This window comes from Streptomyces sp. NPDC101110, assembly GCF_044759525.1.
Taxonomy (GTDB): Bacteria; Actinomycetota; Actinomycetes; order Streptomycetales; family Streptomycetaceae; genus Streptomyces.
In genome coordinates this window covers 67,887-80,689 of the sequence record NZ_JBIVZM010000012.1, presented here as the reverse complement: position 1 = coordinate 80,689, position 12,803 = coordinate 67,887, and the positions used below count along the sequence as shown (strand labels likewise).

The window sequence follows — 12,803 nt, the reverse complement described above, 5'->3', positions numbered from 1 at the left end:
ACGAACGGGAGTCGGGGGGAGGCCCCCCGGGCAGGTCAGGCCAGGTTCACCGACCGGGCCGAGGTCGCCCCGATCTCCGCGGCCAGCTCGGCCAGCACGGGAGCGGTCACCGTGTCGTCCACGGTGAGCACCGCCAGCGCCTCGCCACCGGCCACCGAACGCGACACCTGCATGCCGGCGATGTTGAGCCCCGCCTCGCCGAGGATGCGGCCCACCGTGCCGACGACGCCGGGACGGTCCTCGTACTTCAGGACCACCATGTGGTCGGCGAGCGCGAGGTCCACGTCGTAGTCGCCGACCGCGACGATCTTCTGGAGGTGCTTGGGGCCGGCCAGCGTGCCGGACACCGAGACCTCCTCACCGTCGGAGAGCGTGCCGCGCACCGTGACGACGTTGCGGTGCTCGGTCGCCTCGGAGCTGGTGGTGAGGCGCACCTCGACACCGCGCTCCTGCGCGAACAGTGGCGCGTTGACGTAGGAGACCGTCTCGTCGACGACGTCCTCGAAGACACCCTTCAGCGCGGACAGCTCCAGCACCTTCACGTCGTGCTGGGTGATCTCGCCGTACACCTCGACGTCGAGACGGACCGCGACCTCGCCGGCGAGCGCCGTGAAGATCCGGCCCAGGCGCTCGGCGAGCGGCAGACCCGGCTTGACGTCCTCGGCGATGACGCCGCCCTGCACGTTCACCGCGTCCGGCACGAGCTCACCGGCGAGGGCGAGACGCACCGAGCGGGCCACGGCGATACCGGCCTTCTCCTGCGCCTCGTCGGTGGAGGCACCGAGGTGCGGGGTGCATACGACCTGGTCGAACTCGAACAGCGGGGAGTCCGTGCACGGCTCCTTCGCGTACACGTCGAGACCGGCACCGGCGACCCGGCCCTCCTTGAGGGCGGAGTACAGCGCCTCCTCGTCGACGATCCCGCCGCGCGCGGCGTTGACGATGCGCACGCTCGGCTTGACCTTGCGCAGCGCCTCGTCGCCGATCAGGCCGAGGGTCTCGGGGGTCTTGGGGAGGTGGACGGTGATGAAGTCGGAGACCTCCAGCAGCTCGTCCAGCGACAGCACCTTGACGCCCATCTGCGCGGCGCGCGCGGGCTGCACGTAGGGGTCGTAGGCGACGACCTTCATACCGAAGGCCGACATGCGCTGCGCGACGAGCGCGCCGATGCGGCCGAGGCCGACGACACCGAGGGTCTTCTCGGCCAGCTCGACGCCGGTGTACTTGCTGCGCTTCCACTCGCCGTTCTTCAGCGCGGCGTTGGCCTGCGGGATGTTGCGGGCGGTGGCGACCAGCAGGCCACAGGCGAGCTCGGCCGCGGTCACGATGTTCGAGGTGGGGGCGTTGACGACCATCACGCCGGCCTTGGTGGCGGCGGCGACGTCCACGTTGTCCAGGCCGACGCCGGCTCGTGCGACGACCTTCAGCTTGTTCGCGGCGGCGATGGCCTCGGCGTCGACCTTGGTGGCCGAGCGGACCAGAATCGCATCGACGTCGGCGATCGCCGGGAGCAGCTCGGCCCGGTCGGCGCCGTTGCAGTGCCGGATCTCGAAGTCCGGGCCCAGCGCGTCGACGGTGGCGGGCGACAGCTCTTCAGCGATGAGTACGACGGGTTTCGAGCTCACGTGAGTCCTCACAAGTCCAGTGCTGCGGACGGCCGTCCCGACGGCCGCAGGCGGTGGAGGGGTGCTTGCCGCGTTGGAGACGCACGACGCTGTGGGCCTGACGCGTATGTATCTGTGCAGCAGTCTAGTGGCGCCCGGGGAGTCGTCCTGTGCCGCTGCGTAAGGATCACCCGGACGAGAAGTGCCGAAGTGGAGGGGGTACGGGGCGAAGCCCCGTGGCGGCGTCCCCCTGCCGGGGGGGCACCGCCACGGGGCCCGGAGGTCACGCGTCCTCGTTCACCCAGGACATCAGCTTGCGCAGCTCCTTGCCGGTGGTCTCCAGCAGGTGCTCGGAGTCCTGCTTCTTGTACTCGTTGTACTTCTTCAGACCGCCGTGGTACTCGTCCATCCACTGCGTCGCGAAGGTGCCGTCCTGGATCTCGGCGAGGACCTTCTTCATCTCGGCCTTGGTGGCGTCGGTGATGATGCGCGGGCCGGTGACGTAGTCGCCCCACTCGGCGGTCTCGGAGATCGACCAGCGCATCTTCTCCAGGCCGCCCTCGTACATGAGGTCCACGATCAGCTTCAGCTCGTGCAGGCACTCGAAGTAGGCGATCTCCGGCTGGTAGCCCGCCTCGGTCAGCGTCTCGAAGCCGGCCTTGACCAGCGCCGCGGTGCCACCGCAGAGGACGGCCTGCTCACCGAACAGGTCGGTCTCGGTCTCCTCGGTGAAGGTCGTCTTGATGACGCCGGCGCGGGTGCCGCCGATGCCCTTGGCGTAGGACAGCGCCAGCGCGAAGCCGTTGCCCGTGGCGTCCTGCTCGACGGCGGCGATGCAGGGAACGCCGCGGCCCTCCTCGTACTGGCGGCGGACCAGGTGGCCCGGGCCCTTCGGGGCGACCATGCAGACGTCCACGCCGGCCGGGGGCTTGATGAAGCCGAAGCGGATGTTCAGGCCGTGGCCGAAGAACAGGGCGTCGCCGTCGTTCAGGTTGGGGGCGATGTGCTCCTCGTAGACCTGGGCCTGGATCGGGTCCGGGACGAGGATCATGATGACGTCGGCCTCGGCGGCGGCCTCCGAGGGGCTCACCACGCGCAGGCCCTGCTCCTCGGCCTTGGCCTTGGACTTGGAGCCCTCGTGCAGACCGACGCGGACGTCGACACCCGAGTCACGGAGCGACAGCGCGTGGGCGTGGCCCTGGCTGCCGTACCCGATGACCGCGACCTTGCGGCCCTGGATGATGGACAGGTCGGCGTCGGCGTCGTAGAACAGCTCGGCCACTTTGGGTTCTCTCCTCGGGAGTGCAGGTGTTGCGTCCCACCGTATGACGGGGGGCGGAAGGGAAGTCTGAGGGTCTCGGAATACGGGCGGCCGTTAGGCGCTCCGGCCGCCCGTTCCGGGGGTCAGGCCGACCGGTCCAGGGCGCGCAGCGACCGGTCCGTGATGGAACGGGCGCCCCGTCCGATCGCGATCGTGCCGGACTGGACGAGCTCCTTGATGCCGTACGGCTCCAGCATCTTGAGCATCGCGGTCAGCTTCTCGCCTGATCCGGTGGCCTCGATGGTGACGGCCTCCGGGGAGACGTCGACCGTCTTGGCGCGGAACAGCTGGACGATCTCGACGATCTGGGAGCGCGTCTCGTTGTCGGCGCGCACCTTCACCAGAACGAGTTCGCGCTGCACGGCCTGTGACGGCTCCAGCTCGACGATCTTCAGCACGTTGACGAGCTTGTTGAGCTGCTTGGTGACCTGCTCCAGCGGCAGGTCCTCCACGCCGACGACGATGGTGATGCGGGAGATGTCGGGGTGCTCGGTGACGCCGACCGCGAGCGAGTCGATGTTGAAGCCACGGCGGGAGAACAGGGCGGCGATCCGGGCGAGGATGCCGGGGGTGTTCTCCACCAGGACGGAGAGCGTGTGCTTGGACATGGTCTTTTACGTCTCTCTCGCTCAGTCGTCTTCGTTGTCGCCGAAGTCGGGGCGGACGTCCCGGGCGGCCATGATCTCGTCGTTGGAGGTGCCGGCGGCGACCATCGGCCAGACCATCGCGTCCTCGTGGACGATGAAGTCGACGACGACGGGGCGGTCGTTGATGGAGTTCGCCTCTTCGATGACCTTGTCGAGGTCGTCCGGGGACTCGCAGCGGATGGCGTAGCAGCCCATGGCCTCCGACAGCTTCACGAAGTCGGGGACGCGGGTGCCGCGGGCCTCGGGGTTGACGTCGTCCGGGCCGGAGTGCAGCACGGTGTTGGAGTACCGCTGGTTGTAGAAGAGGGTCTGCCACTGGCGGACCATCCCGAGGGCGCCGTTGTTGATGACGGCGACCTTGATCGGGATGTTGTTCAGGGCGCAGGTGGTGAGCTCCTGGTTGGTCATCTGGAAGCAGCCGTCGCCGTCGATCGCCCAGACGGCCCGCTCGGGAGCTCCGGCCTTGGCGCCCATGGCGGCCGGGACGGCGTAGCCCATGGTTCCGGCGCCGCCGGAGTTCAGCCAGGTGCCGGGCTTGTCGTACTCGATGAAGTGGGCGGACCACATCTGGTGCTGGCCGACGCCCGCCGCGAAGATCGTTCCCTCGGGGGCGAGCTGCCCGATGCGCTCGATGACCTGCTGCGGGGAGAGCGAGCCGTCGGCGGGCTGGTCGTAGCCGAGCGGGTAGGTGTCGCGCCAGCGGTTCAGGTCGTTCCACCAGGCGCTGTAATCGCCCTGGTGGCCCTCGCCGTGCTCCTTCTGGACGGCCTGGATCAGGTCGGCGATGACCTCGCGGGCGTCACCGACGATCGGCACGTCGGCGGCGCGGTTCTTGCCGATCTCGGCCGGGTCGATGTCCGCGTGCACGATCTTGGCGAGCGGGGCGAAGCTGTCCAGCTTGCCGGTGACGCGGTCGTCGAAGCGGGCGCCGAGGGCGACGATCAGGTCGGCCTTCTGCAGCCCGGTGACGGCGGCGACGGAGCCGTGCATGCCGGGCATGCCCAGGTGCTGCGGGTGCTTGTCGGGGAACGACCCGAGCGCCATCAGGGTGGTGGTGACGGGGGCGCCGGTGAGCTCGGCGAGGACCTTCAGCTCGGCCGTGGCCCTGGCCTTGATGACGCCACCGCCGACGTACAGCACGGGCCGCTTGGCCTGGGTGATCAGCTTGGCGGCCTCGCGGATCTGCTTGGCGTGCGGCTTGGTCACCGGGCGGTAGCCGGGCAGGTCCATGGTGGGCGGCCAGGCGAAGCTGGTCTTCGCCTGGAGGGCGTCCTTGGCGATGTCGACCAGGACCGGGCCGGGGCGGCCGGTGGAGGCGATGTGGAACGCCTGGGCGATGATCCGCGGGATGTCCTCGGCCTTGGTGACGAGGAAGTTGTGCTTGGTGATCGGCATGGTGATGCCGACGATGTCCGCCTCCTGGAAGGCGTCCGTGCCGATCGCCTTGGACGCCACCTGGCCGGTGATCGCGACCAGCGGCACGGAGTCCATGTGGGCGTCGGCGATCGGGGTGACCAGGTTGGTGGCGCCGGGGCCGGAGGTGGCCATGCAGACGCCGACCTTGCCGGTGGCCTGCGCGTAGCCGGTGGCGGCGTGTCCGGCGCCCTGCTCGTGGCGGACCAGGACGTGGCGCACCCTGGTGGAGTCCATCAGCGGGTCGTAGGCCGGGAGGATCGCACCGCCGGGAATGCCGAATACCGTGTCGGCGCCGACCTCCTCGAGAGAGCGGATGAGGGACTGCGCGCCCGTCACCTGCTCGGGGGCGGAGTGTCCTCCGGATCGGGGCCGGGGCTGCGGGTGGTGGGCCCCGGTGGCCTGCTCGGTCATCGGCATTCTCTTCTCAGATGCTGAGGGTTTTTGCGAGATTCGTGCGGTTTTCGGCTGCTGCACGGAAGGTGCCTGTGCAACAAAAAACCCCTCGTGCCATAAGGCAAGCGAGGGGAGCGCGCCGGGTGGGGTCGCTGAGCGGTCGAGGCTCAGCGTCAGCCGACGCGCTTTCCAAGTACGAGAATTCGGGTGCGCATGGCACTGACCCTCCCCCCGGCACGCACTCACTGTCAAGTGGGTGGGACGGGAGTCTCATTATGTGAACGAAGGGTCGTGCCGCCTCCGATGACGGCGGACATGCCCGAGCTGTACACCCGCGGAGCGCCGCCCGCGAATGCCGGTTCGGCCGGTCCGTCCGGCACCGGGTAGTGGCCCGCGGCGAGCGCCCGGCGCAGCCGGTACTCGTCGAGCGGCCCGGAGAAGGCCATGCCCTGCCCGTGCGTGCACCCCATCGCGCGCAGGGCGACGACCTGTTCGGGCAGGTCCACTCCTTCGGCCACTGACTTCAGCCCGAGGTCGCCCGCGATGCGCAGCAGCCCGCTGGTGATCTTGTACAGGCGGGCGGACTCGACGACGCCCTCGACCAGACCGCGGTCGAGCTTCAGCACGTCGACGGGGAGCCGCCTGAGGGCCGTGATCGCCGCGTAGCCGCTGCCGAACCCGTCGAGCGCGATCCGTACGCCGACGCGCCGCAGCGCGCCCAGGCGCCGCTCCAGCTCGTCCATCGAGACCCTCGGGTCGGCGTCCGACAGCTCGATGATCAGCGAGCCGGACGGCAGTCCGTGCCGCGTGAGCAGCGCCTCGATCGAGCCGAGCGGCATCGACCGGTCCAGCAGCCGGCGGGCGCTCATCCGGACGACGACGGGCGCGGCCAGCCCGGCCGCGTGCCGCTCGGCGGCCTGCTCGACGGCCTCCTCGATCATCCATCGGTCCAGCTCGGCGGTCCTGTCGCCGTCCTCGGCGACGCGCAGGAACTCCGCCGGGGTGAAGAGCACCCCCTGGGAGGAGCGCCAGCGCGCCTGTGCGGACACCGACGTGATCCGGCCGTTCTCCAGGGACACCACCGGCTGGTGCAGCAGGGCGAACTCCCCGTCGTGCAGAGCGGCCCGCAGCCGGGTGGCGAGCTCGGCCTTGCGGACGACGTCCTGCTGCATCTGCGGCCGGTACAGCTCGACGCGGCCCTTGCCGCCGGCCTTGGCCCGGTACATGGCCAGGTCGGCGTTGCGCAGCAGTTCACCGGCGCCGAGGCCGGATTCCGCGAAGGCCACGCCGATGGAGGCGTTGACACGGACATCGTTGCCGTCGATGAGGTAGGGCTGGGACAGGGTCGTCCTGAGGCGGTCGGCGAGCTCCAGGATGTGCCGCTCCCGGGCGTCCCGGTCGCGGGTGTTGTCCCCGGCGATCAGGGCCGCGAACTCGTCTCCGCCGAGCCGGGACGCGGTGTCGCCGTGCCGTACGGAGTCCTGGAGTCTGCGGGCGGCCTGGACCAGCAGCTCGTCCCCGGCCTGGTGCCCGATCGTGTCGTTGACGGCCTTGAAGCCGTCGAGGTCGATGAACAGCACGGCCGTGTTCCGCAGGGCCACGCCCCGGTCGGAGGCGCGGCGGCCCGACAGGGCGTGCTGGACGCGCCTGGTGAACAGGGCGCGGTTGGGCAGGTCCGTGAGCGGGTCGTGTTCGGCGTTGTGCTGTAGCTGGGCCTGCAGGCGCACCCTTTCGGTCACGTCACGGCTGTTGAAGATGAGGCCGCCGTGATGACGGTTGATGGTCGACTCGACGTTCAGCCAGCCTCCGCCGCCCGAGCAGAAGCGGCACTCGATGCGCGTGGTGGGTTCCTCGACCGGGTCGGCGGCGAGGAACCGGCGCACCTCGTGCACGACGCAGCCCAGGTCCTCGGGGTGGATGAGGTTGGCCAGTTCCGTACCCACCAGCTCCTCCGCGGGGCGGCCGTACACACCGGCGGCGGCCGGGGAGACGTACCGCAGGACACCGCTGGGCGCCGCGATCATGATGACGTCGCTGGAGCCCTGGACCAGGGAGCGGAAGTGGTTCTCCTTCTGCGCGAGTTCCTGGGTGAGGGTGATGTTGTCGAGCAGCATGATGCCCTGGCGCACGACGAGCGCGAGGACCACCGTGCCCCCGGTGAGCAGGACGACGCGGTCGACGCTGCGGCCGTTGAGGACGTTGTAGAGGATGCCCAGGGTGCATACGGCGGCCGCGAGATACGGCGTGAGCGCGGCGAGGGAGCCGGCGATGGGCCGGGCGGCCGGATACCGGCTGTGCTCGGCGCCGGGCAGGGGCGCCTCATGGTGGGTGCCGGCGCGCTGCCCCGGCACGTGCTCGTGCACCACGCGGGTGTGCCGGGCGGCGCCGTACCGGTCGGTGCCGTACCGGTCGAACTCCGCGCGCGCCCCCGCCCACGGGGCGTAGGCCAGGAGCAGTGAGCCGGCGAACCAGCCCGCGTCGAGGAGCTGCCCGGAGCGGTAGTCGTGGTGCATGAGCGGTGAGGTGAACAGGGCGTCGCACATGACGGTGAGGGCGAGGGCGCCGATGGCGGTGTTCACCGCGGAGCGGTTCACCGCGGACCGCCTGAAGTGCAGCGCGAGCACCATGCTCACCAGCGCGATGTCGAGCAGCGGGTACGCCAGCGACAGCGCGATGTGCGCCACGCCGGGCCCTTCCGACTTCGCGGCCTGGGCGAGGGCGAGGCTCCACGCCAGCGTCAGCAGCGAGCCGCCGATGAGCCAGGCGTCCAGCCCGAGGCACACCCAGCCGGCCTTGGTCACGGGCCGCTTGGCGAGCACGAGGAGCCCGACGATCGCGGGCGGCGCGAAGCAGAGGAAGAACAGGTCGGCGTAGCTGGGACTTGGCACGGGCAGCCCCAGGACCACCTCGTACCACCCCCAGACCAGGTTGCCCAGCGACGCCATGACCGAGGAGAGGCCGAACAGCAGCCAGGCGGGTCGAAAGCGGGTGCGGCGGCCGCGGGCGTAGAGGAAGCACGAGACGGCGGCGGTCCCGGCGGCGGCGCTCAGCCCGAAGTCGCCCATGAACAGTGCCACTTCGTACGATCCCCAGCCGAACGCGGCGCCGATGGCGTACCCCGTGCAGGCCAGGGTGAGGACGACTCGGAGAGCCAGGCCGGGCCGGTGTCCGGTGACCGGCGTACGGGGCAGGAGCGCGCCCGGGGATGGAGGCTGTGCCCGCAGCGCTCCGTCCAGCGTGGGGGTGGGGGGCGCGCTCACCGGGCCCTCCCGGTCCGCGCCCCGCCCGGGTCCCGCGAGCCCCGGTGGACCGGCTGGGCATGCCTTCTGCTCCTGCCGGTCCTGCGGTGGTGATGGCTGTGATCGGTGTGGTGATCGGAGTGGTGTTCGCTGTGGTGGGTGTGGTGGCCGACGTGATCGGCGTGCTCACCGCGTCTGCTCGCGGCTGTCCGCCCGGGTCGCCGCCGGCAGCCTCGCCCCGTCGGATCGATCGTCCATAGGCCGTGCATCGCCTGTCGCCCCCCTCACAGTCTGATGTGTCCCGTCCCCGGCGCCGTTTGGTCCCCGGCGCAGCCCCTGTCGGGACGATACACCAGTCTCGTCACTCAGGGACATAGGTTCTCTACGCTCCGTGACGATCAACAGATATATGAGTACCCGCCGCACCCGGAGGATTGCGGACGGTACTCGCAGTTGTCTCAGACGGTTGAGGCACCCGTCGTAAGGATCACGTTGTGGAGCGGCTCCCGGTTCACATAACGGTGCAACTGGTCCACCAGGAGCCGCTTGGCGCGCGGAAGGAAAGCGGAGGTGGGTCCGCCGGCGTGGGGGCTGATGAGTACCCCCGGCGCACGCCACAGGGGGTGTTCGCGCGCCAGCGGCTCCGGGTCGGTGACGTCGAGGGCGGCGGTGATGCGGCCGGTCTCCAGCTCGGCGAGCAGGGCCTTGGTGTCGACGACCGGGCCGCGGGCGACGTTGACCAGGAGCGCGCCGTCCTTCATCCGGGACAGGAAGTCGGCTCCGGCCAGGCCACGGGTCGTTTCGGTGAGCGGGGTGGACAGGATGACGACGTCCGCCTCCGGCAGCAGCGCCGGGAGTTCGGTGAGCGGATGCACCGGACCGCGCGCTGTGGTGCGCTCAGAGCGCGCGACGCGCGCCACCCGCGCCACCTCGAACGGAACGAGCCGGTCCTCGATGGCCTCGCCGATCGAGCCGTACCCCACGATGAGGACGTTCTTGTCCGCGAGCGCGGGGCGGAATCCGCCGAGCCACTCCCCCCGGTCCTGCGCGCGCACGAAGTCGGGGATCCCGCGCAGCGAGGCGAGGATCAGCGCTAGGGTCAGCTCGCCGGTGCTGGCCTCGTGCACCCCGCGCGCGTTGCACAGCCGGACACCGGCGGCCAGTTGCGCGAGCCCCGGCTCCACGTGGTCGATCCCGGCCGAGAGCGTCTGCACGACACGGACGTTGCTCATCCGCCCCAGGGGACGTACGCACAGCGGGCTGGGCTTCATGTAGGGGACGACGTAGAAGGCACAGTCGGCCGGGTCCGCGGGGAAGTCCTCCTCGCCGTTCCAGAAACGGTAGTCCAGGCCCTCGGGGAGTCCGTCGATCTCGTCCGGCGGGATGGGCAGCCACACGTCAGCAGTCATGCTCTGGAGGCTATGTCAGGTGCGTGTGACGGCAGAGGTTAGGTTGGGGTGGCTCGAACAGGGAGGGTCACGACCAGGTGGAGCGCAGGACGATCGGCGCGGCGGCGCTCGCGGTGGGGGCCGTCGGACTCGGGTGCATGCCGATGAGCTGGGCCTACAGTGCGTCGCGGCGACGCGGCGACGAGTCGCTCAGGGCGGTGCACCGGGCGCTCGACCTGGGCGCGTCCCTGCTGGACACCGCCGACATGTACGGCCCCTTCACCAACGAGCTGCTGGTGGGGCGGGCGTTGAAGGAGCGGCGGTCCGACGCGTTCGTGTCGACGAAGGTCGGCCTGCTCGTGGGCGACCAGCACATCGTCGCCAACGGCCGTCCCGGGTACGTGAAGCGGGCCTGCGACGCCTCGCTGCGGCGGCTGCAGACGGACGTCATCGACCTCTACCAGCTGCACCGGGCCGACCCCGAGGTGCCCGTGGAGGAGACCTGGGGCGCGATGGCGGAGCTCGTGCAGGCCGGGAAGGTGCGGGCATTGGGCCTGTGCGCGGTCGGAGCGCGGGCCGGCCGCCGCCCCGGGGCCCGGCTGCACGACGGAACGATCCGGCAGCTGGAACGGGTGCAACAGGTCTTCCCGGTGAGCGCGGTGCAGGCCGAGCTGTCGGTGTGGTCGCCGGAGGCGCTGGAGACCCTGCTGCCGTGGTGCCGGACGCGGGGTGTGGGTTTCCTCGCCGCGATGCCGCTGGGCAACGGCTTCCTGACCGGCAGGCTGCGCCCCGGCGCGGGCTTCGAGGCGGACGACCCGCGGGCCCGGCACCCCCGCTTCACGGGCGAGATGATGGCCGCGAACCAGCCGGTCGTCGCGGGTCTGCGCCGTGTGGCCCGCCGGCACGGCACGGACGTCACGCCCGCCCAGGTCGCCCTCGCGTGGGTGCTGGCCCAGGGCCCGCACGTGGTCCCCGTCCCCGGCACGAAGCAGGAGCGCTGGGTCACGGAGAACACAGCCGCCGCGGACGTGCGCCTGACGCTCGACGATCTCAGGGAGATAGCCGCGCTGCCGCCGGCCCGGGGGTCGTGGGACTGAGCCCCGGTTTCCGCCGGCCCGGGGGGCGTCGGCACTGAGCCCCGGTTTCCGCCGGCGCGTTCCGGGCAAACCCCCCGTTCCCGGTGCGGCATTCCGTGATCGGGAACCTCGGAGCCACGAGCGGTGTATGACAGGGAGAGGACCCGCCCCGTCGAAGGGACCATGATCGTGCGACGTCGAGCCGTCCCGGCCGTGCTGGCCGCCGCCGCGCTCCTGCTGACGGCCGGTTGCTCCTCCGACGGCACAGGCCCCTCCGGCAAGGACCGGAGCACCTCCCCGAGCCGTACCGCCACGGGATCTTCCGCGCCGCCACGGCAGGCCGGGGAGACACCACCCGCCAAGGGCTCCGTGAAGGTGGTGCGCACGGTCGCCGAAGGCCTGGACTCCCCCTGGGGGCTCGCTCCGCTGCCGGGGGGCGGGCTGCTCGTCTCCTCCCGGGACGACGGGACGATCGTCCGGGTCGACGACAAGACCGGCAAGAAGACCGAGCTGGGCGAGGTGCCGGGCGTCTCGGCGGCCGGCGAGGGCGGCCTCCTCGGACTCGCCCTCTCCCCCGACTACGCCTCGGACCGCATGGTCTACGCCTACTTCACCTCGGCCTCCGACAACCGCATCGTCCGCATGATCTACGACGAGCAGAAGCCGGCCGGCGAGCAGCTCGGCGCTCCCGACACGGTCTTCAAGGGCATCCCCAAGGGCTTCATCCACAACGGCGGCCGCATCGCGTTCGGCCCGGACAAGATGCTGTACGTCGGCACCGGCGAGAGCGGCGACACGGGCCTGTCCCAGGACAAGGAGTCGTTGGGCGGCAAGATCCTGCGGCTGACCCCGGAGGGCGAGCCGGCGCCGGGCAATCCGTTCCCGGACTCGCCGGTGTACTCCTACGGGCACCGCAACGTGCAGGGCCTCGCCTGGGACGGCAGGCAGCGGCTGTTCGCCTCGGAGTTCGGGCAGGACACCTGGGACGAGCTCAACGCGATCAAGCCGGGAGACAACTACGGCTGGCCGGAGGCCGAGGGCCGGTCCGACGACAAAGAGTTCCACAACCCGATCGACCAGTGGACCACGGCCGAGGCCTCGCCCAGCGGCATCGCCCATGCCCAGGGTTCGGTGTGGATGGCGGGCCTGCGCGGCAAGCGGCTGTGGCGCATCCCGCTGGACGGCACGGCGGCCTCGGCGAAACCGCAGGCGTTCCTGGAGGGCGAGTACGGGCGGCTGCGCACGGTCGTATCGGCGGGCGGCGACAGGCTCTGGCTGGTCACCAGCAACACGGACGGCCGGGGCAGCCCGAAGGCCGGCGACGACCGGATCCTGGAACTGCGGGTGACGTAGCGGGGCCAGGCTTGTCGTTCGGATCAGGTCGGCCCAGAGCGAACGCGCCTCTCGGTCGCCCCGCGACTCCGGGGTCGGTCCGGAGTGGATGCGCGCTCGGGCGCCTCCCCCGGCGCCGTCATGATCCAGACGACAGGCCCTAACGGCCGGGGCTGTCCGCCTCCTCGTCGGGCGGCCGTACGACGACCTTCCCGGAGGCGAGATCTATCGGCCCGCGTCCGGGGTCGCCGTCCCCCACGTCCTCACGGGTCAGTTCCAGGCGGTTCTGCTCGTCGCTGGTGTGCTTGCGCCCCGGCGAGAACAGTTCCTCGAACGCGTTGAACAACGGTGCCTCCTGGAGCCGCGGTCTGTGCGACTTCTTATACA

The 12,803-nt window shown here is 70.8% G+C and carries 9 protein-coding genes; 2 read left to right on the top strand and 7 right to left on the bottom strand.

Annotated elements, in window-relative coordinates; all coding sequences use genetic code 11:
* Window positions 1-35: 35 nt before the first annotated feature.
* The 6 genes from serA to ACIQU3_RS26175 all read right to left on the bottom strand — a co-directional run bounded on the left by serA (window position 36) and on the right by ACIQU3_RS26175 (window position 10,029).
* A complete protein-coding gene (gene serA, locus ACIQU3_RS26200; protein WP_403736891.1) occupies window positions 36-1,625 on the bottom strand; it encodes a phosphoglycerate dehydrogenase in 1,590 nt (529 codons plus the stop codon).
* A gap of 262 nt (window positions 1,626-1,887) precedes the next feature.
* Window positions 1,888-2,886: a ketol-acid reductoisomerase gene (ilvC, locus tag ACIQU3_RS26195; protein ID WP_234845322.1), complete on the bottom strand. Its 999-nt coding sequence runs from the start codon at window positions 2,884-2,886 to the stop codon at window positions 1,888-1,890.
* Window positions 2,887-3,008: 122 nt separating this feature from the next.
* The gene (ilvN, locus tag ACIQU3_RS26190; protein ID WP_003993148.1) at window positions 3,009-3,533 is read right to left on the bottom strand and encodes an acetolactate synthase small subunit; all 525 of its coding nucleotides are present in this window, start codon (window positions 3,531-3,533) and stop codon (window positions 3,009-3,011) included.
* A gap of 21 nt (window positions 3,534-3,554) precedes the next feature.
* Window positions 3,555-5,399: an acetolactate synthase large subunit gene (locus ACIQU3_RS26185; protein ID WP_403928029.1), complete on the bottom strand. Its 1,845-nt coding sequence runs from the start codon at window positions 5,397-5,399 to the stop codon at window positions 3,555-3,557.
* 230 nt (window positions 5,400-5,629) lie between these two features.
* The gene (locus ACIQU3_RS26180; RefSeq protein ID WP_403928026.1) at window positions 5,630-8,641 is read right to left on the bottom strand and encodes a putative bifunctional diguanylate cyclase/phosphodiesterase; all 3,012 of its coding nucleotides are present in this window, start codon (window positions 8,639-8,641) and stop codon (window positions 5,630-5,632) included.
* A gap of 437 nt (window positions 8,642-9,078) precedes the next feature.
* Window positions 9,079-10,029, bottom strand: a complete 951-nt coding sequence (locus tag ACIQU3_RS26175) for a 2-hydroxyacid dehydrogenase (protein WP_403928024.1) — start codon at window positions 10,027-10,029, stop codon at window positions 9,079-9,081.
* Window positions 10,030-10,106: 77 nt separating this feature from the next.
* Here ACIQU3_RS26175 and ACIQU3_RS26170 point away from each other — a divergent pair, with 77 nt between their 5' ends.
* Together ACIQU3_RS26170 and ACIQU3_RS26165 are read left to right on the top strand one after the other, a co-directional pair.
* The gene (locus ACIQU3_RS26170) at window positions 10,107-11,105 is read left to right on the top strand and encodes an aldo/keto reductase (RefSeq protein WP_403736904.1); all 999 of its coding nucleotides are present in this window, start codon (window positions 10,107-10,109) and stop codon (window positions 11,103-11,105) included.
* A gap of 162 nt (window positions 11,106-11,267) precedes the next feature.
* Entirely contained in the window at window positions 11,268-12,437 is a 1,170-nt protein-coding gene (locus ACIQU3_RS26165) for a PQQ-dependent sugar dehydrogenase (RefSeq protein ID WP_403736907.1), read from the top strand.
* 139 nt (window positions 12,438-12,576) lie between these two features.
* Here the strand turns inward: ACIQU3_RS26165 and ACIQU3_RS26160 are convergent, their stop codons facing one another.
* Window positions 12,577-12,762, bottom strand: coding sequence for a DUF6191 domain-containing protein (locus tag ACIQU3_RS26160; RefSeq protein WP_403928022.1), 186 nt, complete (start codon window positions 12,760-12,762; stop codon window positions 12,577-12,579).
* Between the last annotated feature and the right edge of the window lie 41 nt (window positions 12,763-12,803).

Coding starts and splice junctions, on each gene's coding strand:
- ilvN (WP_003993148.1), bottom strand. CDS start 3,533: ATGTCCAAGCACACGCTCTCCGTCCTGGTGGAGAACACCCCCGGCATC.
- ACIQU3_RS26185 (WP_403928029.1), bottom strand. CDS start 5,399: ATGACCGAGCAGGCCACCGGGGCCCACCACCCGCAGCCCCGGCCCCGA.
- ACIQU3_RS26175 (WP_403928024.1), bottom strand. CDS start 10,029: ATGACTGCTGACGTGTGGCTGCCCATCCCGCCGGACGAGATCGACGGA.
- ACIQU3_RS26165 (WP_403736907.1), top strand. CDS start 11,268: ATGATCGTGCGACGTCGAGCCGTCCCGGCCGTGCTGGCCGCCGCCGCG.